22 protein-coding genes are annotated in these 24,622 nt (G+C 67.5%); 16 read left to right on the top strand and 6 right to left on the bottom strand.

Going from position 1 to position 24,622, the window contains the following annotated elements; all coding sequences use genetic code 11:
• Positions 1-6 precede the first annotated feature (6 nt).
• From dnaJ to ACFWU5_RS18255, 11 genes are all read left to right on the top strand, one after another.
• A complete protein-coding gene (dnaJ, locus tag ACFWU5_RS18305; RefSeq protein WP_379245956.1) occupies positions 7-1,164 on the top strand; it encodes a molecular chaperone DnaJ in 1,158 nt (385 codons plus the stop codon).
• A gap of 4 nt (positions 1,165-1,168) precedes the next feature.
• Positions 1,169-1,909 carry a 16S rRNA (uracil(1498)-N(3))-methyltransferase gene (locus tag ACFWU5_RS18300; protein WP_379268015.1) on the top strand — a complete coding sequence of 247 codons (741 nt, stop codon included), beginning with the start codon at positions 1,169-1,171 and terminating at the stop codon, positions 1,907-1,909.
• 187 nt (positions 1,910-2,096) lie between these two features.
• Entirely contained in the window at positions 2,097-3,161 is a 1,065-nt protein-coding gene (locus ACFWU5_RS18295; RefSeq protein ID WP_379246088.1) for a PhoH family protein, read from the top strand.
• 73 nt (positions 3,162-3,234) lie between these two features.
• Complete coding sequence (ybeY, locus tag ACFWU5_RS18290; RefSeq protein WP_379245952.1) at positions 3,235-3,783, top strand: rRNA maturation RNase YbeY; 549 nt, start codon at positions 3,235-3,237, stop codon at positions 3,781-3,783.
• Positions 3,780-5,156 carry a hemolysin family protein gene (locus ACFWU5_RS18285; protein ID WP_379268014.1) on the top strand — a complete coding sequence of 459 codons (1,377 nt, stop codon included), beginning with the start codon at positions 3,780-3,782 and terminating at the stop codon, positions 5,154-5,156. Before ybeY ends, ACFWU5_RS18285 begins: the two co-directional genes overlap by 4 nt.
• A complete protein-coding gene (locus tag ACFWU5_RS18280; RefSeq protein WP_379268013.1) occupies positions 5,149-5,484 on the top strand; it encodes a cytidine deaminase in 336 nt (111 codons plus the stop codon). Before ACFWU5_RS18285 ends, ACFWU5_RS18280 begins: the two co-directional genes overlap by 8 nt.
• A complete protein-coding gene (era, locus tag ACFWU5_RS18275; RefSeq protein ID WP_379268012.1) occupies positions 5,477-6,388 on the top strand; it encodes a GTPase Era in 912 nt (303 codons plus the stop codon). Before ACFWU5_RS18280 ends, era begins: the two co-directional genes overlap by 8 nt.
• An 89-nt stretch (positions 6,389-6,477) precedes the next feature.
• Positions 6,478-9,312: an ABC transporter substrate-binding protein gene (locus ACFWU5_RS18270; protein ID WP_379245944.1), complete on the top strand. Its 2,835-nt coding sequence runs from the start codon at positions 6,478-6,480 to the stop codon at positions 9,310-9,312.
• Positions 9,313-9,480: 168 nt separating this feature from the next.
• Positions 9,481-11,019 carry a serine/threonine-protein kinase gene (locus ACFWU5_RS18265; RefSeq protein ID WP_379245942.1) on the top strand — a complete coding sequence of 513 codons (1,539 nt, stop codon included), beginning with the start codon at positions 9,481-9,483 and terminating at the stop codon, positions 11,017-11,019.
• Complete coding sequence (locus tag ACFWU5_RS18260; RefSeq protein ID WP_379245940.1) at positions 11,006-12,205, top strand: hypothetical protein; 1,200 nt, start codon at positions 11,006-11,008, stop codon at positions 12,203-12,205. Before ACFWU5_RS18265 ends, ACFWU5_RS18260 begins: the two co-directional genes overlap by 14 nt.
• 4 nt (positions 12,206-12,209) lie before the next feature.
• A complete protein-coding gene (locus ACFWU5_RS18255) occupies positions 12,210-13,796 on the top strand; it encodes a serine/threonine-protein kinase (RefSeq protein ID WP_379245938.1) in 1,587 nt (528 codons plus the stop codon).
• A 1-nt stretch (position 13,797) separates the two neighbouring features.
• Here the strand turns inward: ACFWU5_RS18255 and ACFWU5_RS18250 are convergent, their stop codons facing one another.
• Positions 13,798-15,225 carry an amidase gene (locus tag ACFWU5_RS18250; RefSeq protein ID WP_379245937.1) on the bottom strand — a complete coding sequence of 476 codons (1,428 nt, stop codon included), beginning with the start codon at positions 15,223-15,225 and terminating at the stop codon, positions 13,798-13,800.
• Between the two features lie 145 nt (positions 15,226-15,370).
• Between ACFWU5_RS18250 and recO the strand changes: the two genes are divergently transcribed.
• From recO to ACFWU5_RS18235, 3 genes are all read left to right on the top strand, one after another.
• On the top strand, positions 15,371-16,126 hold the full coding sequence (recO, locus tag ACFWU5_RS18245) for a DNA repair protein RecO (protein ID WP_379245935.1): 756 nt from the start codon (positions 15,371-15,373) through the stop codon (positions 16,124-16,126).
• Positions 16,127-16,254: 128 nt separating this feature from the next.
• Positions 16,255-17,067: an isoprenyl transferase gene (locus tag ACFWU5_RS18240; protein ID WP_379245933.1), complete on the top strand. Its 813-nt coding sequence runs from the start codon at positions 16,255-16,257 to the stop codon at positions 17,065-17,067.
• A gap of 65 nt (positions 17,068-17,132) precedes the next feature.
• A complete protein-coding gene (locus ACFWU5_RS18235; protein ID WP_379246086.1) occupies positions 17,133-17,486 on the top strand; it encodes a YbjN domain-containing protein in 354 nt (117 codons plus the stop codon).
• A 2-nt stretch (positions 17,487-17,488) separates the two neighbouring features.
• Here ACFWU5_RS18235 and ACFWU5_RS18230 read toward each other — a convergent pair whose 3' ends face one another.
• Both ACFWU5_RS18230 and ACFWU5_RS18225 read right to left on the bottom strand, forming a co-directional pair.
• Entirely contained in the window at positions 17,489-18,214 is a 726-nt protein-coding gene (locus tag ACFWU5_RS18230; protein ID WP_379245931.1) for an LGFP repeat-containing protein, read from the bottom strand.
• A gap of 103 nt (positions 18,215-18,317) precedes the next feature.
• Positions 18,318-18,938 carry a TetR/AcrR family transcriptional regulator gene (locus ACFWU5_RS18225; RefSeq protein WP_379245930.1) on the bottom strand — a complete coding sequence of 207 codons (621 nt, stop codon included), beginning with the start codon at positions 18,936-18,938 and terminating at the stop codon, positions 18,318-18,320.
• 103 nt (positions 18,939-19,041) lie between these two features.
• On the opposite strand from ACFWU5_RS18225, the gene ACFWU5_RS18220 reads away from it, so the two are divergent.
• Complete coding sequence (locus tag ACFWU5_RS18220; RefSeq protein WP_379245928.1) at positions 19,042-20,016, top strand: hypothetical protein; 975 nt, start codon at positions 19,042-19,044, stop codon at positions 20,014-20,016.
• Between the two features lie 52 nt (positions 20,017-20,068).
• Here ACFWU5_RS18220 and ACFWU5_RS18215 read toward each other — a convergent pair whose 3' ends face one another.
• The 3 genes from ACFWU5_RS18215 to ACFWU5_RS18205 are packed head-to-tail and all read right to left on the bottom strand — an operon-like array spanning position 20,069 to position 23,459.
• A complete protein-coding gene (locus tag ACFWU5_RS18215) occupies positions 20,069-20,821 on the bottom strand; it encodes an ABC transporter permease (protein WP_379245926.1) in 753 nt (250 codons plus the stop codon).
• A gap of 41 nt (positions 20,822-20,862) precedes the next feature.
• Positions 20,863-22,023, bottom strand: a complete 1,161-nt coding sequence (locus ACFWU5_RS18210) for an ABC transporter substrate-binding protein (protein WP_379245925.1) — start codon at positions 22,021-22,023, stop codon at positions 20,863-20,865.
• Positions 22,020-23,459 carry an FAD-binding oxidoreductase gene (locus ACFWU5_RS18205; RefSeq protein WP_379245923.1) on the bottom strand — a complete coding sequence of 480 codons (1,440 nt, stop codon included), beginning with the start codon at positions 23,457-23,459 and terminating at the stop codon, positions 22,020-22,022. The genes ACFWU5_RS18210 and ACFWU5_RS18205 overlap by 4 nt, the downstream gene beginning before the upstream one ends.
• A 168-nt stretch (positions 23,460-23,627) precedes the next feature.
• Here ACFWU5_RS18205 and ACFWU5_RS18200 point away from each other — a divergent pair, with 168 nt between their 5' ends.
• The gene (locus tag ACFWU5_RS18200; protein ID WP_379245921.1) at positions 23,628-24,614 is read left to right on the top strand and encodes a LacI family DNA-binding transcriptional regulator; all 987 of its coding nucleotides are present in this window, start codon (positions 23,628-23,630) and stop codon (positions 24,612-24,614) included.
• Positions 24,615-24,622: the final 8 nt, after the last annotated feature.

Here is a 24,622-nt window from a genome sequence, read left to right as displayed (position 1 = left end):
ACTCACGTGGCACGGGATTACTACGGACTGCTCGGCGTCGGCAAGAACGCCACCGACCAGGAGCTCAAGCGCGCCTACCGCAAGTTGGCCCGCGAACTGCACCCCGATGTGAACCCGGACGAGGGTGCGCAGGCCCGCTTCAAGGAGGTCTCCACCGCGTACGAGGTGCTGACCGACCCCGAGAAGCGTCGCATCGTCGACCTCGGTGGTGACCCGCTCGAAAACGGCGGCGGCGGAGCAGGATTCAACGGGGCGGGCTTCGGCGGTCTCGGCGATGTCTTCGAGGCGTTCTTCGGCGGGATGAGCGGCCAGGGCGGCGGTGGCCAGCGCAAGCCGCGCGGCCGCGTGCAGCCCGGCGCCGATTCGCTGATCCGCACCCGGCTGAGCCTGGCCGAATGCGCGGTCGGTGTCACCAAGCACCTGACCGTAGACACCGCGATCCTGTGTGACGTGTGCGTGGGCGCGGGCACCAACGGCAAGTCCAAGCCGGTGCGTTGCGAGACCTGTGACGGTGCCGGTGAGGTGCAGTCGGTGCAGCGCTCCTTCCTCGGCCAGGTCCTGACCTCGCGTCCCTGCCCCACCTGCCGCGGCGCGGGCGAGACCATTCCCGACCCCTGCAACAAGTGCGGTGGCGACGGCCGCGTGCGTGCTCGCCGCGAGATCGCCGCGCCCATCCCGGCCGGTGTCGCCAGCGGCATGCGGGTTCGCCTTGCCGCACAGGGCGAGGTCGGCCCCGGCGGCGGCCATGCCGGTGACCTGTACGTCGAGGTCGTCGAGCAGCCCCACGACACCTTCGTGCGCGACGGCGACGACCTGCACTGCACCGTCCGCGTGCCGATGGTCGACGCGATCCTGGGCACCACCGTGGTCGTGGACACCATCCTCGACGGCCCCACCGAACTCACCATCTCCGCGGGCACCCAGCCCGGCGAGGTCATCCAGTTGCGTGCGCACGGCATGCCGCGCCTGCGTTCGGGCGCGCGTGGCGACCTGCTCGCGCACCTGGACATCGTGGTGCCGAACAAGCTCGACGGCAGGCAGACCGATCTGCTGCGCAAGTTCAAGGGCATGCGTGACAAGGATCGCGCCGAGGTGATGTCGACCCAGTCCGAGCACAACAGCGGCCTGTTCGCCCGGCTGCGCGCGTCGTTCAGCGGGCGCTGACCCCGTGGCCGCGACGGTCTTCTACCTCGACGAGGTGCCCGAGCCGGGCGCCGTCGCGGTGCTGGACGGTCCGGAAGGTCGCCATGCCGCGACCGTGCGCCGGATCAAAGTCGGCGAGCCGATCACGTTGTCCGACGGGCACGGTGTGCTCGCCGACTCCGAAGTCGTCGCGGCAGGCAAGGATCGCCTGGAACTCGAGGTCCGCAACCGCCGGATCGCGCAGCCGCCCACCCCGCAGGTGACTGTGGTGCAGGCGCTGCCGAAGTCGGATCGTTCCGAACTGGCCATCGAATTGATGACCGAGGCGGGCGCGGACCTCATCGTTCCGTGGCAGGCCGCGCGGTGCGTGGCGAACTGGGAAGCCAAGGCCGCCAAGGGGATCGACAAGTGGCGTGCCGCGGCCAAGTCCGCGGCCCGGCAGTCCCGGCGTGCCTACATTCCCGAGATCGCGGGTCTGCACCGCACCCGCGACCTGGTCGAACTCGTGCGCAAGGCGAAGGCGGACGGCGCGATCGTGGCGGCCCTGCACGAATCCGGCGCGGGCAAGTTCACCGAACTTCCCCTGTCGCAGACCAGCGAAGTGGTCTTGATCGTGGGCCCCGAAGGCGGCCTCGACAACGCCGAACTGGCCGCGCTGGAAGAGGCCGGCGCCGACATCGTGCTGCTGGGCCCGACCGTCCTACGCACCTCGACCGCCGCCGCCGTGGCCCTGGGTGCGCTGGGCGCGCTCACTTCCCGCTGGTAGGAGTGGACCGCCCAGGATCGGGTATCCGCAGTGGCATACCACGAGCACGATTTTTAACCACTGTGCGGTGTCAGTGCTCGGCGGTAAACTGGATCTCATCGAACACCAGGTCGAAACCGGAAGCAGGCTGTAGCCACTTTTGAAGAACTCGAGCGAGATCGGCAACACCACCAACCCCGTAACTGATATCGGCGCAGGCGGAAGCAATGCTGGTCCCGCGCCCAGGACCGTGCGTTCCAGTATCGAACTCGCGCCTGAGTCGGTCTTCGGTTTCCTCGGCTCGGCCGATCAGAACCTGCGTCAGCTGGAGAAACTGCTCCCGGCCGATATCCATGTCCGCGGCAACACCGTCACCATCACCGGTAAAGCCGGTGAAGTGGCGCTGGCCGAGCGCGTGATCGAGCAGCTCGTGGCCCTGACCGGCCGCAATCGGGTGATCACCCCCGAGGCGGTGCGGCACACCATCTCGATGCTCACCGACGAGGGCGTGTCCGAATCGCCTGCCGAGGTGCTCAGCCTGGACATCCTGTCCCGGCGCGGCAAGATCATCCGCCCCAAGACGCTGAACCAGAAGCGCTATGTCGACGCGATCGACGCCAACACCATCGTGTTCGGCATCGGCCCCGCGGGCACCGGCAAGACCTACCTGGCCATGGCCAAGGCGGTGCAGGCCCTGCAGACCAAGCAGGTCACCCGCATCATCTTGACCAGGCCCGCGGTCGAGGCCGGCGAGCGTCTGGGCTTCCTGCCCGGCACGCTCAACGACAAGATCGACCCGTACCTGCGTCCGCTCTACGACGCCCTGCACGACATGATGGACCCCGAAGCGATCCCCAAGTTGCTGGCCTCGGGTGTCATCGAGGTCGCGCCGCTGGCGTACATGCGCGGTCGCTCGCTCAACGATTCGTTCATCATTCTCGACGAGGCGCAGAACACCACCGCCGAGCAGATGAAGATGTTCCTCACCCGGTTGGGTTTCGGTTCGCGGATCGTGGTCACCGGTGACATCTCGCAGGTCGATCTGCCCAACGGGCAGCGTTCGGGTCTGCGCGCGGCCGCGGAGATCCTCACCGATATCGACGACATCCATTTCGCGGAGCTCACCAGCGCCGATGTGGTGCGGCACCGCCTGGTCGCCGACATCGTCGACGCCTACGATCGCGCCGAATCCGAAACCCGCGCGGTACCGGGCCCGCACTACCCGGGCAATCGCGCCCAGCGTCGAGCGGCGGGCCGCACCGACCGTCGCTGATCGGGGCGAGACACGATCGAGCTGCCCCGATGCCGCTCCCGGCGGCATCGGGTCGGCCCCGTAGGCTGAACGGGTGAGCATCGAGATCGCCAACGAATCGGGTATGGACATTCCCGAAGAAGACCTGGTCAGCGTCGCACGTTTCGTGATCGCCCGGATGGACGTGCATCCGGCCGCCGAACTGTCGATGGTGCTCGTGGATCTCGACACCATGGCCGACCTGCACGTGCGCTGGATGGACCTGCCCGGCCCCACCGACGTGATGTCGTTCCCGATGGACGAGCTCGAGCCCGGCGGTCGCCCCGACAGCCCGGAGCCCGGCCCGTCCATGCTCGGCGACATCGTGCTGTGCCCGGAGTTCGCGATGGGTCAGGCCCAGAAGGCCGAGCATTCGCTGGATCACGAGCTGGCCCTGCTCACCGTGCACGGCGTGCTCCACCTGCTCGGCTACGACCATGCCGAGCCGGAGGAGGAGAAGGAGATGTTCGCGCTGCAGGCCCAACTGCTCGAGGAGTGGTACGTGAGCCTGAGCGAACAGCAGCGCCTCGCCGAACTGGCCGAGCGTGACGACCGACTACTGGGCAAGGCAGGTTTCACCGCACCCGGTGACGGCCCCGCGTGACAGCACTGACCCTGATAGCCCTTGCCATCGCGCTGATCGGGATCGGCGGGGTGTTCGCCGGGGTGGACTCGGCGCTGAACACGGTGTCGCGGGCCCGCCTGGACGACATGGTCCGCGAGGATCGGTCCGGTGCCGCGCGCCTGCGCAAGATCGTCGACGACCGCCCGCGGTACGTGAATCTCGTTGTCCTGCTGCGCATTCTGTGCGAGATCACCGCCACGGTACTGCTGGCCGCAGCGACCCTGGATATGTGGTCCGAGAGCACGGCGCTGCTGGTCACCGCCACGCTGATGGTCGTGGTCTCCTATGTCGTGATCGGTGTCGGCCCCCGCACACTGGGTCGCCAGCATGCCTATTCGATCGCGTTGGCCGCGGCGGTGCCGTTGCAGATCATCGCGGCGGTGCTCGGCCCGGTCAGCCGGTTGCTGATCCTGCTCGGCAACGCGATCACGCCCGGTAAGGGGTTTCGCAACGGCCCGTTCGCGTCGGAGATCGAGCTGCGCGAGGTGGTCGACATGGCCCGCGAGCGCGGCGTGGTGGCCGACGACGAACGTCGCATGATCCAGTCGGTGTTCGAACTGGGCGACACCCCCGCGCGCGCGGTGATGGTGCCGCGCACCGAGATGGTGTGGATCGAAGACGACAAGACCGCCGCCCAGGCGATGTCGCTGGCGGTGCGTTCGGGCCACTCCCGGATCCCGGTGATCGGCGAGAACGTCGACGACGTGCTGGGCGTGATCTACCTCAAAGACCTTGTGCCCTACGCCGATCGGGCCCGCAAGGTGTCGGTGCGCGATGTGATGCGCCCCGCGACCTTCGTCCCCGATTCCAAGCCGTTGGACGCGCTGCTGGACGAGATGCAGCGCCGCCGCAACCACATGGCGTTGCTGGTCGACGAGTACGGCGGCATCGCCGGGCTGGTCACCATCGAGGACGTGCTCGAGGAGATCGTCGGCGAGATCAACGACGAGTACGACACCGACGAGACCCCGCCCGTGGAAGATCTCGGCGACGGCCGCTACCGGGTCTCGTCGCGGCTGTCGGTGGAGGACCTGGGGGAGTTGTACGGCCTCGATATCGAGGACGACGACGTCGACACCGTCGGCGGACTGCTCGCGCACGAGCTGGGCCGCGTCCCGCTGCCCGGCTCCAAGGTGACCGTGTACGGGCTGGTGCTGCGCGGCGAAGGCGGCGCCGACGCGCGCGGCCGGATGCGGGTCAACACCGTACTGGTGCGCCGGGCCACAGATAAAACCGATAAAGCAGAGAAGAAGACCGACAAGCCCCGCAAGGGCGCGACCGACGAGGCAACCGCCGACACCGACCAGGTGCGCGTGCCCATCAGCACTGACAACGGAGAAACACATGAGTGAACTGGACACCGAAGACAACAAACTCTTGGTGCTGGCACGTGGCGCACTGGGCCGCACCGGCGGCGCGAGCGGCGCGGCCGTACGCGACACCGACGGCCGCACCTACGCCGCGGGCGAAGTCCAGCTGGCCGCCCTGACCCTGACCGCGCTGCAGGCCGCCGTGGCCGCCGCGATCTCGAGCGGCGCCGAAGGTTTCGAGGCCGCCGTAGTAGTGGGCGGTGACCCCCAAGACGCCGGCATCGACGCCCTGCACGAGGTCTCCCCGTCCGCCGCGGTCATTCGCACCGACCGCACCGGCGCCGTCCTGAACGAGGTGCACGGTGGCTGATTCGGGCAAGGAATTCCATTCCGGCTTCGTCTGTTTCGTCGGCCGCCCCAATACCGGCAAGTCGACGCTGACCAACGCGCTGGTCGGCACCAAGATCGCGATCACCTCCTCGCGCCCGCAGACCACCCGGCACACCATTCGCGGCATCGTGCACCGCGAGGACGCCCAGCTGATCCTGGTCGACACCCCCGGCCTGCACCGCCCGCGCACCCTGCTCGGCCAACGCCTCAACGACCTGGTCCGCGACACCTATTCCGAGGTCGACCTGATCGCGCTGTGCATTCCGGCCGACGAGAAGATCGGCCCCGGCGACCGCTGGATCGTCGAGCAGATCCGGATGATGGCGCCCAAGACCAAGATCCTCGGCATCGTCACCAAGATCGACAAGGTGAGCCGCGACGAGATCGCCCACCAGCTGATGGCGCTGTCGAAGCTGCTGGGCCCCGAGTCCGAGGTCATCCCGGTGTCGGCGGTGAAGGGCGAACAGGTGGAGGTGCTGGTCGACCTGATCGCCTCGCAGCTGCCCGAGGGCCCGGCGTTCTACCCCGACGGCGAGATCACCGACGAGCCCGAGGAAACCCTCATGGCCGAGCTGATCCGCGAGGCCGCCCTCGAAGGTGTGCGCGACGAACTGCCGCACTCGCTGGCCGTGGTCATCGAGGACATCGAGCCCTACTCCGCGAACCCGGACATGCTCGAAGTCCATGCGCTGCTGTACGTCGAACGGCCCAGCCAGAAGGCGATCATCATCGGCAAGAACGGCGCCCGCCTCAAAGAGGTCGGCACCAACGCCCGCGCGCAGATCGAGAAGATCCTGGGCACCCGCATCTACTTGAACCTGCACGTGAAGATAGCCAAGGATTGGCAGCGCGACCCGAAACAGATGGGGAAGCTGGGCTTTTGACCGTTTGAGTGTCAGCGGTACCGGGTATCGTTCGGCGAACACGTCGGTTGGTTCGGCGTGTTCGCTGATCGCCCGGGGAGGCCGCCGAAGTGCCCGATGCCAATGATGTCGGCAAGCTGCTGGAGCTGCTGCGGGCGCTCGAGATCCCCGATACTCGCCCGCGCGTGCTGCGCACTCTGGTGCACGGTCGGCGCGCGCTGCCCCGCCCGATCGTCGAGGTGGTCGGTGTCGCCGGGCACACGGCACTGATCGGCGAAATCTACAGCTGGCTCAGCGAATCCGGTGGCAGGCGGGCCACCCCGCGCGCGAAGATCGACCTGCGCGCGCCCGACCTGCCGCGCATGTCGCTGACCCCCGACCTCAACGCGATCAACGCGGGCCCGCACGCCAACGAGCCGGAGATCCCCGGCCACTGCCTGCCGATCGTGCAGCAGCTGGTGGCCGGTTTCGCCGCCGATGACACCGCGATGGGCGCGATCAAGTTCCCCCGCTACCGCACCGCCGATTGGCTGACTCGTCAGCGGGTGACCGCCGACGAATCCGAGGCCCCCGACGAACTGCGCCGTCGCCTGCCCAAACTGTTGCGCAGCGGTTCGCCGACCAGTCGCTCCGATACCGCCGAAGGTGTTGCGGGCGACACGATTTCGCGCGTGGTTTTCGGCGTGCTGGCGCTGTGGCCGGTGCTGCGGTTGTGGTTGTGGGTGTCGGGACGCATCCCCGGCATGTCGAAGGTGACCCGGTGGTTCCTGCGCCAGCGGTACCTCGCCCCCGAATTGTCGGGCAGTTTCCTGGGTTTCGCGTCTCGGCTCACAGCCTCGCATCGCGTGGACGAGAACGAGGAGCAGGTCGCCAAACTGCTCGTGCACGCCTTCCTCGAGGACCTGCGCGACGCCTATAAGCGCAGGATCTGGCGCCCGTCGAGCTGGCGGCGTACCGCCTACCCCGTGGCGCTGCTGGGTGGATTGGCCGAGGGCAGCGACGGCGCGCGCATCCTCACCTGGATCAACGAGATCCGCAACGAGACAGGACTTTTCGATCCCCTGGTCGTGGTGGCGTTGCGCGACGTCGGGCCCAGTCGCGAGGTCGGCGAGCTGTCCGACATCAGCGATCTGCGCCCGTTGCGCACCCTGGAAAGCCTCGCCGACGCACCGACCCCGCAACCGCCGGACCCGCTGCAGGAGTGGTTGCGCGAGATCGACAACCGCCGCACGCACCGTCAGGCCGACGCCTGGTTCCTGCCGTTGCGCGCGATCATCGCGCCCGACACCACCCCGCGCGTGAGCGACGCCCGATTCCGTGGTCTGGCACTGCCGCCCGCGCCACCGCTGGCCGCGCGCAGCTGGTTCGTCGGGCTGTGTGTGCTGATCCCGATCGTGCTGGCCGTGGCCGCGACGCTGGTCTATTTCCCGCCGCTGCGTGGGGCGCAGTGTTCGCACTGGCCGTGGACCGGCGGCGTCTCGGTGAGCCTGCGCGACGGCGAATGCGTCGGCTACAGCGATAACGCCCGGCAAACCTTCGCCGACGACCCCGAACTGACCACCATGCAGCGAGAAGTGTTCCGGCTCAACGCCGCAGCCCTCGACGCGCGCGCCGACAACCCGAAGCGCCCACTGGTCTCGCTGGTGTACTTCGCGGGCCTGAGCTACGTCGACACCAACGTGCGCTACCCGCACGCCCAGGTCGAGGAACTGGCGGGCCTGGCCGTCCAGCAGCGTCGCGCGCTGCTGGCCTCCGACGAGTCGGAACCGTTGTTGCGCATCATCATTGCCAATGGCGGATCCGATATGCGGCACGCCGGGTGGGTGGTCGACAATCCACTGCGCGAGCTGGTGACCGACGATGCCAGCGTGCTCGGCGTGGTCGGCATCGACCGCAGCAACGACGAAACCCGCAGGGCCATCAGCCTTCTGGGTGAACTCGGTGTGCCCGCGGTGGCCACGACCCTGTCCGCCGACGGCCTCGAGCAAGCCTCCCCGCTGTATTTCCAAGCGGCACCCAGCAATAGAGTCCAGGCTCGCCTGGTCGCGGACTACGTACAGGGCGCCCGCGACCGCAACGGTGCACCCCGCTACGACAAGGTCGCGATCTACCACCCCGAAGCCGCAGGCGACCTCTACGTGACCACCCTGGTCGACGACCTTCAAGAGGAACTGACCAAACGTGGTGTGCCACAACAGAGCATGAGTTGGCGCGAACAGCAACAGCTCTACCGTTTCCCGGCCCCGTGCGAGACCGAGGGTTTCGATCGCGGCACCCTGCTGTTCTTCGCGGGCCGCAACGACGACTTCCCGACCTTCGCCAAGTCGGTCAGCCGCGGCTGTGTCAGCGGCGCTGGCCCGGCGATCCTGGGCAACGACGCGGTCACCCGGCTGATCACCGACCAGAAGGCCACTGCCGCACTACCGTCCAACCTCACCGTGCGCTACGTGGCCAAGGCGGCCCCGGTCATGCTCGGTGGCGCCGACTGTGTCGGCGGCACTGGCAAACTCGGCGATCAACCGGTTCCGTTCGAACACGAACAGCTGTGCGCCGAACTGGCGGGCCTGATCGAAGACCTGCGCGGCTACGACGAACTCACCGACTACCGCCCCACCTGGGCAGGCGACCGCACGGGCCTGGCCTTCGACGTGAGCGGGCTGTTCCTGCACGCCGTGCGCGCCAGCCGCGGCGTGCTCGCCGACCCCAACCGCACCGCGATCGCCGTTCAACTGCGCGAGTCCGACTATCGCGGTGTCACAGGCACTCTCGGCTTCTCGACCAGCCGCGTCGCCGACGGCTCCTCGATCGCGGTCCTGGTCACCACCGCGGTCGGCGGTGGGGGACCGCAACGCTGCCTGATGATGTTCCCCCGGCAGCCCGGCCGCGACGGCTGTCCCTCCGGGACGAAAAGCGACCTGGAAACCTGGGTCGAACCTGCCCGGTAAAACTGCGGCAATTCTTCTCCAGCGCAACTGAATCGGTGCTGTTATAGTCGCAAAAACGTGGCTCGGAGCTGCGGTTTCCGCTCGCGATTCGCGCGATGGAAACCGGCTGGAGCCAGGATGGTCGCTGGAAGGGTCCCGGCGGCGTTATCAGCATGTGGGAGACCGCCGGTGAGTATTGCCGAAGGTGCGCAGTTCGCCGGTTACCTGATAGAACGCCGCCTCGGCGCGGGCGGTATGGGCACCGTCTACCTGGCCCGACATCCGCGCCTGCCCCGCCATGACGCGCTGAAAGTTCTCGCCGAGGACAACGCCACCGACGCGGAATTTCGTGCCAGATTCCTGCGCGAGGCCGAACTGGCTGCGGCACTGCAACATCCGAACCTCGTCGCCGTGCGCGACCGCGGCGAGTTCGACGGCAAGCTGTGGATCGCCACCCAGTACGTCCCGGGATCCGATGCCGCGGAACTCATTCGACGCACGGGCGCCACACTCGACCCCGCCCGCGCCGTCTACATCGTCAGCGAAGCCGCGCGTGGCCTCGACGAAGTGCACCGAGCGGGCCTGCTGCATCGCGATGTGAAGCCGGCCAACATCCTCGTCGCCGAGGAAGCTGGCCAACCAGATCGCGTACTGGTCACCGACTTCGGCATCGCCCGCCGCGCCGAGGACACCGCCACCCTGTCCGGCGGCGGCGTCACCGCGACCCTGTCCTACGTGGCCCCCGAACAACTCAACGGTCAGCGCATAGACCATCGCGCCGACGTCTACTCCCTCGGTTGCACACTGTTCCAATTACTCACCGGCACAGTGCCTTTCCCTCGACCAACTGCTGCTGCGGTGATGTACGCCCACCTGCACGAACCCCCACCGCGACCGTCCGATCGCCGTCCTGAACTTTCTACCGCCTTCGATGCGGTGATCGCGCGGGCCATGGCGAAGGATCCGGCGCATCGGTTCGCGTCGTGCGGTGAGCTGGCCGCGGCCGCCCGCGATGCGCTACAGGCGCCGGTGCAACCGCCCTCGGCCAACGCCTCGAATTCCGTTGTGGGCAGCCAAAATTACTTGAAGCCGCCGTCCGAAGGCGCGCCCTCGCGACGCAGTCGTTTCGCCCGCCGCAAGCTCTGGGGTGCGGTGTCAGCGGTTGTCCTCGTCGGCATCGTCACCGCCGCCGCGATACTGCGCGCCACCGGGCCTGACGCCGCCGCACCGAACGCGCAGGTCACCACATCGCCACCACCACTGCCACCCGCCACATCGTGGGGTGTCCACAGCTTTGTCGCCGATGCATTCTCGGATTTACTGCCGCGCTTTCACTTCGGTGTCGGCTATCAGGAGCTGAGCCTGTGCTTCATGTTCGACGGCAAGGGCGACATGGCGTCGCCGGACACCCCGGTGCCCATAGCGGTCATGTACTGCACCGGCAACCGGGATCCCGTGGTGGCGGTACGCATCTTCTGCAACACCGACCGATCGCGCATCCTCGCACCACCCAGCAATGATCGTGTCGAGGGCAGCGAGAAGTGGCAGCGCGGAACCGGCGGCGGAACGGTGATGTGGGGTAACAACATCGGTGTCGAAGCGGTTCGAGTCGGTTACCTACACCTGTATTTCGACGACCCGGCCCGCTGGTTCTGTCGGTTCGAGGTGAGCGGCGGCGAGTCCGGCGCCGAGTTGCGAGAACGGTGGTGGGCCGATGCGCCGCTCTGAGATCGGTTTCGGTGCGCTGCTGCTGGTGGTGTTGCTGAGCGCGTGCACAGTGCCGGGCACCGCCACGTCGTCTCACGTCGACCTGGCGACCCTCGATTACGGTGAATATCAGCACATTCCGTTGACCGCGCCGCTGAACAACGACCTGTACACCGGCAAGATCCTCGAGTCGGTGCGCCTGGGCGAGGTGATGATCAACCCGGCGCGAGCAGATCCGCTGCTGTCACAGGGCACGACCACGATGGCCGCGGTTCCGCTGCCCACTCCGACCAAGGTCTCCGGCGTACTGTCCGAGCCCAGCCGTGCCGTGCTGACTCGCCATGGGATGCTCGCCGGTTTCACCGTCGCGGGCTCCGATACGACTGAGGCGCGCAAGCTGACCATCGTGGCATTGCGCATGCCCGACGCCGACGCCGCGACCAAGGCCGCCGCCGAGCTCGACGCCGCCGACGCCGCGGTCAATGCGGACAACGTCCGGGTCGATATCCCGGAACACACAGCAGCCCAGGCACATTGGCGCCCAACCGTGCCGAGCCTGGCCGCCACGATCGCCGCCGGCAACTACGTCGTGAGCGTGCTGGTGCACCTGCCCACGATCGATCTGCCCGCGATGACAGCTCTGGCAGGCAAGACCTTCAGCGCGCAGATCCCGGAATTGCGCCGATTCGTGGCCACCCCCCGCGAGGCGCTGGCTACCTTGCCGATCGACGCGGACGGCATGGTGGCCAGAATGGTGCCGGAGAAGCCGGGCCGCTGGTCGATGCCCGCGGTCACGATGTCCGACCTCGACCGGATCGCGGGCGGAAAGATCCTGCTGCAGCCACGGGGTTTGGCGTTCGGCCCGAATGCGGCCTACCTGATGGGGTCGCGCGAATCGCGCTCGACCACAGAACGGTGGGCGTGGCTGGGCTTGGACGGCTTGCTGCGCGAACCGGATGCGGTGACCGCGCGCGCGGCGTTCGATCGCAGCAAGCGCATCATCGCGGCCGAGGGTATCCACGAATTCGCCGGCCCGGCGGGCATCGAGGACATCTGGTGCGGCAAGCAAAAGGACGGCCCCGTGTACGTGCAGTACTTCTGCAAGATTGTGCACGGACGCTACAACGCGACAGTGTTCGAGTCCAGTGAGCAAAAGGTGAGACAGAAGGCCGCGGCCCAGTACAGCCTGCTCGTACGGGCCGGGTGAGCTCGTGCCCGTAATTCTGCGCCCCGGAACAGTTTTCGCCGGCTACGTGATCGAACGTGTGCTCGGCAACGGCGGCATGGGCACGGTATACGCCGCCCGTCACCCACGCCTGCCACGCCTGGACGCACTGAAGATCCTCAGCGAAACCCACAGTGCCGAACCGGAATTCCGCGCCAGATTCATCCGTGAAGCCGAACTCGCCGCCCGCATCGACCACCCCAATGTCATTGCCGTGCACGATCGTGGCCTCGACGAGGGCGCGCTGTGGATCTCGATGCGTTTGGTCGCGGGCACCGACGCCGCGGCTCTGCTGCGCAGCGGGCTGCTACAACCACCGCACGCCGTGCACATCATCACCGAGGCCGCGGCGGGCTTGGACGCCGCACACCGGGCCGGCCTGCTGCACCGCGACGTGAAACCGGCCAACCTCATGCTCGAACCGCGCCGAGGCGAGCCCGACCGGGTGCTGGTCGCCGACTTCGGCATCGCCAAAGCCGGTGCCGACAGCACCGCCCTCACCCAGACCGGCACCTTCCTGGCCACCCTCGCCTACGCCGCCCCCGAACTGATCGCGCTGGGCCACGTCGACCATCGCGCCGACGTGTACTCCCTCGGTTGCACCCTGTTCGAACTGCTCACCGGCCGCACACCGTTCCCCAGGGAAACCCCGGCCGCGGTCATCGCCGCCCACCTGCACGAGCAGCCGCCCCGAGCCACAGACCTGAACCCCCAGCTACCGCCTGCCATCGACGCGGTGCTCGCCCGCGCGCTGGCCAAAGACCGCGACGCCCGCTACTCCACCTGCGGGGCGCTGGCCGCTGCCACGAACGTCGCCTTCGGCCCCGCGACACTCCCTACGGTCCGAACCCTGTACGGGCCGACACTGCCCCCGAATCCGAATCCTGGGCCGGGACCTGACTTCACCGGACCTGACAGGAGGCAGGCCGCCCCATCCAATCCTGCGATCAGGCTCGGCGCGCCGATACCAACACGCGCCCCTCGAAAACGAACACGGATCGCCCTCGCAACGGTCACGGTAGGCGCGGTGGCCGCCGCTGTCGGTTTCGTTGTGACACAACGTGACTCGACCGCGACCCCACCACCCACGGCGACGACCCCGGCCCCGACCACCGCCGAACAGAACTGGGGCGCACACCAATTCGTCGCGGACCCCTTTCCCGCACTGTTACCGAAGGGCCCCTTCGCCAGCGGCTATCAGGGGATCCGTTGCGCGGCGGTGGATCGCGACGGCAATCCGCTGCCGCTGGACCAACCGCCGACCCGAGTCGGCCGCCTCACCTGCAACGGCGACCGCAACCCGGTCGAGAGGGTCGCGGTGAGCTGCAACGCCGACCGGCTCGCGATCCACGACCGACCCCTCGGCACGGCGGTTGTCGACCAGGGGTGGGAGCGACCGTCGGGTCGAGGCCACATCATCGCCGAGGACCGGACGATCCGCGACAAGCCCGTCGGCCTGCTGTCGGTGACCTTCGATGACGTGCTCCGAAGCCCGTGTGTGATCTTCGTCTACAGCGATCGCGACTCCGCCCGTGAGCTGTTCGACCGCTGGTGGCCCGACGCGCCCCTGTGACTCACCACCACTGCGAGGGCCGCGCACGCTCCCACTGCAATGCCGACTCCAACTGTGCCGCAACCGAAATCAACATCGGCTCGGTATCGGCGGTGCCCATCAACTGCGCGCCGATCGGCAGCCCCGCCTCGGTGAACCCGGCAGGCACATTCACGCTCGGCCAACCCAACACATTCCACGGCCACGTGTACGGGCACGCCGCGGTGATCAGATGGTTCGTCGCACCGACACCGATCCCGTCGATCTCCTCCACCCGAGGGGCGGCGGTCGCGGTAGTCGGCGCGAGCACCAGGTCGTAATCGTCGAAGAACGACCCGATCCGCTTGTGCAGCAACGGTTCCGCCCTGCGCGCCGCGGCGAGCACGGGCCCACTGAGCACGCGCCCGATCCGCGCATTGGCCGTGGTGCGCGGATCGACGACAGCGCCCGGCATATTCCGATGCACCCGGCTGATCCCCGCCAGCGAACGCGGCAGGAACGACGCCCCGATCATCAACCCGTAGTGCAGGTTCGTCACCGTGACGGTGTGCCCGAGCGAGCGCAGGGTAGAAGCCACCGAATGCACCGCCGCCGCGATCTCGGGATCCAGCGCGGTCTTGCTCGCGGTGTACGGAATGTTCAGCGACAGTGCGATTCTGAGCTTTCCGGGATCGCGCCCCACCGCTGCACTGGCATCGATCGGCGCGGGCTTGTGCGTATCGCCGTCATGCGAACCGGCCGCGACGTCCAGCAGCAACGCCGCGTCCCGCACGGTGCGCGCCAACGGCCCGTTCACCGTGAGCCCGTTGAACGACTCCGCCAACGGCCACGTCGAAATCCGTCCACGCTGCGGCTTGATCCCCACCAGATTGGTCCACGAAGCCGGGATCCGCACCGACCCCGCCCCATCCGAACCCAGTGCGGCAGGCACCAATCCGGCCGCGACCGCCGCCGCCGACCCACCCGACGACCCGCCGGGCGTACGCGTGCGATCCCACGGATTGCGAGTGTGCCCGAACGCGTCCCCACTGGTGAACGGCAGCTGTCCCAATTCACAAGTATTGGCCTTACCCACGATCACCGCCCCCGCCGCGCGCAACCGACGCACCGATTCGGCATCCGCGGTTTTCGGCGCGAACTGCCCACCACACCCGAACGCGGTGATCTCACCGGTGATGTCGGTGTCGTCCTTGACCGCGATCGGCACACCGAGCAACGGCAGTCGCACGCCCGCGGCCAGCCTGGCATCAGCCTCGGCGGCCTCCTTCAGCGCCGCCTCGCGACGCACCACCCGGAAAGCGTTGAGCGTGGGCTGCGAACCCTCGATCCGATCCAGCGCCCCGGTCACGGCCGCCACGGAGGAAATGCTGCCGTCGGCGATAGCCGCGGACAGTTCGGCAAGGCCGAGATCGGCCGAGTGATCCGGCACGATGCGGTCAGGCGCAGACATGTGAACTCCGTCTCTGAAAAGTAAGTAGCTCGACCGTAACGCGAACCTGGTCACCCGTCCACATCCCCTAGGGTGGGTATTTCCGGCAGGCACCGCGTCACGTGTCCGTGACGGCGGTGTCGGGCCCGCATGGAAGACTGGGCCCGTGCGTTTGTATCGGGATGAGGCGGTGGTGGTTCGCCAGCACAAGCTGGGCGAGGCCGATCGCATCGTCACGCTCCTGACCAGGCAACATGGCCTTGTTCGGGCGGTGGCGAAGGGGGTGCGGCGCACCAAGTCGAAGTTCGGGGCGCGGCTCGAACCGTTCTCCTACATCGACGTGCAACTGCACCCCGGCCGCACCCTGGACATCGTCACCCAGGTCATCACCGTGGAAGCGTTCGCCGCCGACATCATCGACGACTACGGCCGCTACACCACCGCGTGCGCGATCCTGGAAACCGCCGAACGCCTCGCCGGCGAGGAACGCGCACCCGCTCCGAAACTGCACGTGCTCACCGCGGGCGCCCTGCGCGCCATCGCCGCCAAACAGCGCCCGCACGAACTGATCCTGGACGCCTACCTGTTGCGCGCCATGGGTTTCGCCGGCTGGGCCCCCGCGCTGGACGAATGCGCCCGCTGTGCCACCCCCGGCCCGCACCGCGCCTTCCACGTGGCAGCGGGCGGCGCGGTCTGCGTGCACTGTCGCCCGCCGGGCGCGAGCACGCCGGTCACCGGGGTGCTCGATCTGCTCGTTGCCCTGCTGAAGGGGGAGTGGGCCTACATCGAGACCGTCCCCGACAACGTCCGCCGCCAGGCCAGCGGTCTGGTCGCCGCCCACCTGCAGTGGCACCTGGAACGTCAGCTGCGCACGTTGTCGATGGTCGAGCGGTCCGTCGCCCAGCCTGTCGTCGCCGGCTGATCGCACAGATCCCGGCGTAATCACGCACTTCGCACGCGCTCAGTCAAAATACTGATTGCTCGGCCGCGAATTGCGTGATTACGCCGGTCGTGGACCGCCCTCCGGCCCACACCCGACGATCAGGCAGGATGGACGCCGTGATCCTGCGTCGTGACCCCGCCCCCGCGAGCAAGGCCGGCCGCACCGTGCGCCCGCCGTCCCAGCACCCCTCCGGCGCGCGTCCGCCCGCGATCCCGCCCGAGCTCGTGCCCACCCACGTCGCGCTGGTGATGGACGGCAACGGCCGCTGGGCCCAGGAGCGTGGCCTGCCGCGCACCGCCGGTCACGAACGCGGCGAGGCCGTGCTCATGGATTCGGTCGAGGGCTGCATCGAGATGGGCGTCAAGTGGCTGTCGGCCTACGCCTTCTCCACCGAGAACTGGCGCCGCAGCCCCGACGAGGTCCGCTTCCTGATGGGCTTCAACCGCGACGTGATCCGCCGCCGCCGCGACGAGATGCACGAGATGGGTGTGCGCGTGCGCTGGGCCGGTCGTCGACCGCGCCTGTGGCGCAGCGTGATCAAGGAACTCGAGGTGGCCGAAGAGCTCACCAAGGACAATGACGTGATGACGCTGACCATGTGCGTGAACTACGGTGGTCGCGCCGAAATCGCCGACGCGGCAAGAGAAATCGCGCGTCGGGTGGCAGCGGGGGAGATCGACCCGGAGAAGGTCGACGAGGCCACCGTCGCGAAGTACCTCGACGAACCCGACATGCCCGACGTCGATCTGTTCCTTCGCCCGTCCGGCGAATTCCGCAGCTCGAACTTCCTGATCTGGCAGGCCGCCTACGCCGAATTCGTCTACCAGGACACGCTTTTCCCCGATTTCGATCGGCGTAACCTGTGGGACGCGTGCCTGGAATACGCCAAGCGCGATCGTCGCTTCGGTGGCGCCAAATGAGCGACGGAGCACATGTGGTCACCCCCGAGATCGACCTGCAGGCGCGCACCGGTGCCTGCCTGCAGATGCAGGAGATCGACGTCCGCGTCGACGCCGACGGATCGCTTGGCTTCGAATACGACGGTGCCCTGTGCTCGATTCGCGCGGTCACCCTGGCGCCGGGCCTCACGGTCTTGTCGCTGACCAGCGTGCTGGCGTGGGATCGGCCGTTGAAGCCGCAGCTGTACAAGCGAGTTGCCGAGCGTAACAACGAGATTCAGTTCGGCTCGGTCACCCTGATCGCGCGCGGCAAGCTCGGCGACGTCATCCTGCGCTACACGTTCCCGGCCGAAGGCCTCGACGACACGGCGCTGACCACGATGCTGCTGCTGGCGCTGTCGGGCGCGAGCAAGGCCCGCCAGGGTTTGCTCGCGCCGTAGCGCTAGTTGCTGGGCTTCCAGGTGATCTTGCCGCCCTGGAAGTCCTGGGCTTTGCCGCCCTGGTAGTCGTATTCGTCGCTGGTCGGGTAGCCGTATCGGCCCGTCACCCCGCCCGCGCGGGTCCAGTCGGCCTGGATGCTGCCCCATGTCGCGTGCGCGCCGGTCTTGGAGCTCCAGTAGATGGCGCCGGTGGGGAACATCGTGAACTGTCCGTCGCCCTTGCCCGTGGCGGCCACGTCGGTGAGCGGGAAGCCCAGCGGGCTCGACTCCCAGCCCAGCGCCGCCCACTTGTCGCGGATCGGGCCGCTGATCTGGTGTGCGCCGGTGCCGACCGACCAGTAGATCGAACCCTTCTGGAAGTGGTTGAAACGCCCGCCTGCCGCGGGCAGCTCGCGCGTGACCGGGTAGCCGAGCTGGCCCGATTCGTTGCCGACCTGCGCGAACTTGTCACGGATCTGCCCGGCGACGGTGTTGGCGTTGGTGTCGGGATGCCAGTAGATGGCCGCGTTGTTGCCGAAGGTCTGGTACTTGCCACCCGCGGCCGCATCGGATTCGGGGGAGGTGGGCTCGCCCAGTGCCGGGCCGCCCGCCTGGTCGTATTCGATCTCGATCGCCCCGCCCACCTCGAATCCGCCGATCATCCGAGCCTGCGCGGTGCCTGCCATGGCCGCGGTGACGACGGTGGCGGCCGCGAGGGCGGCGAGGACGGTTCTTCTGTGCAATGCCACAGGAAACTCCCTGGTCGGATCGATGTTCGAGGGTTCCGGCGACGATCACACCGGGACCGCGTCCGAACCTACCCGGTACCCGGCACCGAAAACAGTGAGCTTTCTAACCTTCACGTCCCGCACGAGCGTCAGGCGTGATCGGCAACAGCACCTCGAACCCGCGCGCGAAGTCGTCGGGCGACACGTCGCCCAGCAGTAGGTGTTGCAGGATGAAGCCGGGCAGCATCCCGATGATCGTCTTGGCCAGCGCGTCGACGTCGGCGTCGGCCGCAATCCAGCCCAGCTCGCGCATCCGTATCGCGTATTCCACCCAGAGTTCGCGCATGGCCGCGATGCCCTCGCTCACCGGCAGACCGGCCTCGGGCTGCACCGTGGCCAGCGCCCACACCTGCGGTGCCAGCCGCAGGGGGCCGTCGGGTCCACTGCGCTTGACGACCTCGGTGGTCAGCAGTCGGATGACCTCGGCGGGCAGCGGCGGGTCGTCGGCGCGGATGATCTCGGCCAGCCGGGCGCGCAGCGGCTTCATCGTGTGTACCACCAGCGAGCCGATGATCTCGTTCTTGCTGGTGAAGTACCGATAGACCGCGCCTGCCGACATCCCGGATTCGGTGAACACGTCCTGCATGGACGTCTCGTGGAACCCCTTCCTGGCGAAGCACAGTTGCGCGGCGTCGAGGATCTGCTGCCTGCGACGTTCCAGGTGTTCTTCGCTGACTCGGGGCATGGCTCCAACGTAAAACGAATATTCGTTCTTGACAAGCCCGCGAGGGGGTGTCACGGTAGAACCACCAAAAAGAACGAACATTCGCTTTAAGGGGAGAACCGCCATGACGATCACCCGCCGAGCCATCGCTCTCGGCCTGGCAGCAGCCGCGATCCAAGCACTGATGCTGATCGCCTTCGCCTGGCCCACCGTCAACCTCGCCCCCCGCGACCTCCCGATCGCCGTCGCGGGCCCCGCCTCCACCCAACTCGCCCAACAGCTGCACCAGCGCAGCCCTGAAGCCTTCGAGATCACCACCGTCGTCGACGCGGACGCCGCACGAAAAGCGCTGGCCGACAACGAGATCTACGGCGCGATCATCACCGGCAACGGCGCACCCCAGGTCCTGGTCGCCTCCGCCGCCTCACCCGCGGTCGCACAGCAACTCACCGCGGTGGCCCAACAACTCAGCGGCCTGCCCGCCGCCCAGGTCACCGACGTGATCGCCACCGACCCCGACGACCCCCGCGGCGCCGGCTTCGGCTCGATGGTCCTGCCGCTGGTCATGTCCGGCATCGCCGCGGGTGTCCTGCTCACCCTGCTGATCCCCGCCCTCGGCTCCCGCCTGGCAGGCCTGGCCACCTTCGGCATCGCGGGCGGCCTGCTCAGCACCCTGATCTTCCACACCTGGCTGTCGATCCTGCCCGGCTCCTACCTGGCCCTGGCCGCCATCGCCGGCCTGGCTTCCTTCACTGTCGCCGCCACCATCGTCGGCCTGGCCGCCGCCATCGGCCGCCCCGGAATCGGCCTGGGAGCCCTGACCATGCTCCTGATCGGCAACCCCTTCTCCGCCGCCACCTCAGCCCCTGAACTGCTCCCGCAACCCTGGGGCACCCTGGGCCAACTCCTCCCACCCGGCGCCGCAGCCTCCCTCCTCCGCTCGGTCGCCTACTTCGACGGCGCAGGCGCGGCAGGCCCCCTCGCGGTGCTACTCGTCTGGGCCGCAACAGGTCTCGGTTTGCTCGGCCTCGCAGCACTACGCTCCCGCAGCACAGTCCAACCGGCCACCACCCCGGAGCCGGTAGCCCTACCCGCCTGACTCTCCCTGCAAAGATGCTCCGCACGAACAACATTCGTGCGGAGCATCTTCGTTATGTTCCTCTCTTCGGTTGATACCACTGCCCGACAACGAGTTTCGACAACCACCCGAACACCGCGAACACCGTGACACCCAAACCGGAAGCCGCGAGAATCGCGCCGAACAGCTGCGGTGACTGCAACCGCGCCCGGTAGATATCGATCACCACGCCGATCCCCGGCTCACCCTGCTTGAAGAAGAAGTCCCCGACGATCGCCCCGACCACCGACAGACCCGCCGAAATGCGCAGACCGGCGAAAATGGCAGGGGTTGCGGCCGGGAACTCCAGTTTGCGCAAACGGGTGAACGCCCCGGCACGCTGCAAAGTGAACAGATCGCGGTGCGCCGAGTCCACCGATTGCAACCCGAACAGGGTGTTGGACACGATCGGAAACAGTGCGATGAGCACACAGACCAGCACCCGCGCACCGAACCCGAAGCCGAACCAGAACCCGATCAGCGGCACCAACGCCAGAATCGGAATACATTGCAGCACCACCGCATACGGGAACAGCGCGAGTTCGGCCCAGTGGGTCTGTGACATCACGATCGCCCAGGCAATGCCGACCGCGGCCGCGATCGCCAGCCCGGTGAGCGCCACGACCGCGGTGCGGCCCAACGCTTCCCACATCTGTTCGGACTGTCCGCCGAACAGTCCCTTGCTGACCACCTGATGCAGCGGTGGCATCAGGAACCGGCGGGCGGGGTCGAGCACGACGTAGCTGACGAAGTACCAGCAGCCGATGAGGGCGACCAGCACGGTCACCGGCGCGACGATGCGCGCCGGTGGCCGCAGTGAGCCCCGAGTCACGGGGTTTTCGCCAATCCGATTGCCGGGTCGATGAATTCGTTGGTCGCGACCTTGCCGGGGGTCAGTCCGGCGGGGATGGTGACGCCTTCGGCCTTGTAGATCGGCGTCGCGATGTCCATGATCGTCTGAACCCGCGCGGTATCGAAATCGCCGACGGTGGGGTTGGGGCCGTTGCCGACGATGCCCTCGGACACCATGGATTTCACCGCGAAGTCGGCGTTGTTCTTGTCGTAGGTCCACCCGGTCGCGAAACCGGCGACGGAGTCCACGATCACCTTGTTCGCCGCGTCCGGCGCCGCCAGGAAGTCGACCATGCTCTGCTGGATCACCGGCACCAGCTTCTTCAGGCATGCCGAGTAGCCGGCGAGGTCGCCGCCACGCACGGCCAGCGTCGACTTGTAGGTGGGGAAGCCCGCGTCGGCGACGAGTTGGTAGGCCACCGGCTTCTTCCACTGCGGGACCTGGTTCTCGTACACGTACGGTTCGGTGCTGGCGAAACCTTGCTGCGCGGCCTTGCCGCCCTCGGCGACGAAGAACGACGGGGTGCCGTCGTAACTGGCGTCCACCTGATCCTTGTCGAGGATGCCCGCGCCGACCAGGTAACTCATGTAGGCCTCGCCCTGGAAATACATCACCTTCGCCTTGGCGGCTTTGAGATCGGCGATGGTCTTGACCTGCGGGTAGGTCGCCGGATCCCACATGATCATCTGCGGGTTCTTCTCCAGCGGCGCGAACACGCTCACCGTCGGCGCGGTGTCCGCGGTGGCCACGGACTCCTCGAGGTCGATGAAGCCCAGCATGATGTCGCGGTCGGCGTACATCCGCGAGGAGACCGGCTGGAATCCGATTGCCGGTCCGCCCGAACGGATTTCGAGGTCGACCCCGGTGTATTCGCCCTTGGCGAACAGCGGACCGATGGTGGACTTGTTCGCGGCGTCCACCATGGGCTGCTTGCTGATCAGGTTGTAGAGGTAGCCGAATTCGGCTTCAGGATTCCAGCCGCTTTGCACCACGATCTTCGCGGGGCACACCTCGCGCAGATTCACCGAGCCGATCGGTCCGTCGTAGGCGGCGGTGCTTTCGGTCGATCCCGAACAGGCGCTGAGAACGCTTGTGGCGGCGAGGATTACCGCCGCGATGACCAGTTGTGCCTTCATGCGCTGCGCTCCGTGCTCGTGGTGGAATCGGTGAGCCGGTAGGTCCAGCCCTTGTTCGGCAGCGCCGTCGACCGAGTGACCTCGTCGTCGCGCTGATCATCTGACTTGCCCTGTGCGAGTAGCCCATACGGGTCGGCTCGGCGTTTGAGTTCGGCCTCGGCGCGCGACCACGGCTTCATTCCGCTGGCCCCCAATGTCGGGGTATGCATGTTGACCACCGACAAGCCGGCCTCCTGCAGCCGGGTGGTGATCGCGGCCATGTGCTCCTGGCCCTGGAACGACCAGATCGGCGAACCCTGCGCGGCCAGACCGCCGTCGAACCGCTTCATCTCGACATGGGTCGGCCCGAGCTCGGCACCGAAGTCCTGAGCAACCTGCGTAATAGACTGGGCCAAGCCTTCTTTCGGGTACATCGCGAGCAGATTGATGAGGCTGCGGTCCACGCGCTGGAAGTGCATCATGGCGTGTCCCCAGGTGAACTCGTAGAGGGGAACGCCGTACGGACCCGCGCCTTCCCTGCCTCGATGCCGCACAGCACCACAGGATTCGGTGATGAGATCCTCGACTACGGGCAAACTCTGCTCCGCGGCCATCAGCAGCACCATCGAATGACCCTCGGGCACAAAAGGTGCCAAGTCCGGGTAGTAGGTGGGTAGCGGATCCTGTTGCACCGACACCAGCTTCTTGAGAACGCCCTCGCTCTCGCACACATCGACCGAAAAGCGCACGGCCTGAGCGAATTCGGGGAATGAGATCACCAGTTCCTGCCAGTGCCAAGCGGGCGCGGTGGGCAGTTCGACCTCGGTGATGATGCCGTTCGCACCGTAGGCGTGGTGCACGATATTGACTGCGGCACCGGTCAATTCGATGAGCTGCGGTTCCTCCTCGACGGTCATCACCTCGATCGCGGTGATATTGCCCCGGTCGCGCAGGATGCCCCACTGACAACTGCCGACGCCGGCATGCCCGCCCGCGAGATAGCCGCCGACGGTGGCATGCGTGGCGGTGGAGGGATGCATACGCAACTCCCACCCCGTGGGGCGGATCGCGGCGTCGATATCGGCGATCAGGGTGCCCGCGAGCGCGCGCACCGTGCCTGACCCCTGTCCGATGACCCCGGCGATGCCCGTCACATCGATGACCGCGCCACCCGACAGCGGCACGCCCTGCCCGAACTGCCCGGTGCCGCCGCCGCGCACGGTGATCGGAATCCGGTGTCGCGCACAGGAAGCCACCACCGTGCGTAGCTCGTCCTTGGATGTCGGGGCGATGTAGATGTCGGCCAGGTGCCCGCGCATCACCTCGCGCAACAGCGGGCTCTGTGCGAAACGGTCACGGCTCTTGGCTCGTAGTACTCGCTCGTCCACGGAATGCCGGATCTCGCCGATGTCGGCTACCAGGCTTTCCAAGGCTGAGGAATCGATGGTCGTAGTCATCTATTCGGCCTCCCTCACGGTGCTAAAACGTTTTGGCACCCGCCTGGGCAAGCCTGCGCCGCCCAGATTTCTGCCGCGTGAACCCCGTTTACGATGTGGTTGCGAAATCGATTTGGCACCGCCGGGTACAGTTCGAGGCACGGCGTTCGCGACGGTGAGGAGCACTCGGTGGCCAGATCCCGCCCCACAATTCGCGACGTGGCCGGTGCCGCGGGCGTTTCGGTCGCCACGGTGTCGCACGCACTGAACGACAAGGGGCGCTTGGACATTCGCACCCGCGAACGTGTCAGGCAGATCGCCACCGAACTCGGCTACAACCCGAATCCGCGCGCACGGGCGCTACGCACCGGGTCCGGCAACACGATCGGCATCGTCTCCTCGCTGATCGTGGACGGCACGCCCGGTCACGACAGCACCATGGACTGGTACATGCGCACCGCCGTCGCCGCCGCCAACGAATGCCTCGCCCAGGGCTACGCGCTCACGCTGGTGCCACCCTCGGACCAACAGAACTGGGCACAATCGCTGGCCGTCGACGGTGCGCTGCTGGTAGACCCCGACCACGACGACCCCGCCATCGCCGCCTTGGTCGCGCGCGGACTGCCGGTGATCGTGATCAGCGGCGACGCGACCCGCGACGACGTCACCACCGTCACCCTGGACCGGGCAAGCGCCGTCTCCTGCGCGATGCGCCACTTCGCCGCCCGCGACCGCGTCAACCCCGCCCTGCTGGTCGAATCCAGCGGTCGCCAATCCGCCGAGGGCACCCGCCTGGCCTTCGTGGCGTGGTGCGCCGAACGCGGAATCACCCCCCGCGTCGCCGTCGCACCCGCCGCGGACGCGAAGTCCGCGGCCGGTTACGCGGCAACCCTGGACCTGCTGCGCAACCACCCCGACACCGACGCCATCTACTCCCCACTAGACCTGCTGGCCCACGGCGCCGCGGCCGCCCTCATCGCCGCCGACCGCACCGACGTAGCCCTGGTCACCGCCGAAGGCATGATCGCCCGCCTGAGCAACCCACCCATGACCGCCGTCGACACCAAACGAGAACTCCAAGCCGCCACCGCAACCCGCATGCTGATCGCCCAACTCCGCACCGGAATCCGCCCACCCTCCCAAATCTTCACCGCAGACCTGATCGTCCGCGACTGAACATTGCC

Origin of the sequence: Nocardia sp. NPDC058640, from assembly GCF_042716995.1 — a bacterium.
Lineage (GTDB): Bacteria > Actinomycetota > Actinomycetes > Mycobacteriales > Mycobacteriaceae > Nocardia.
This window is presented reverse-complemented; position numbering and strand designations above follow the sequence as displayed.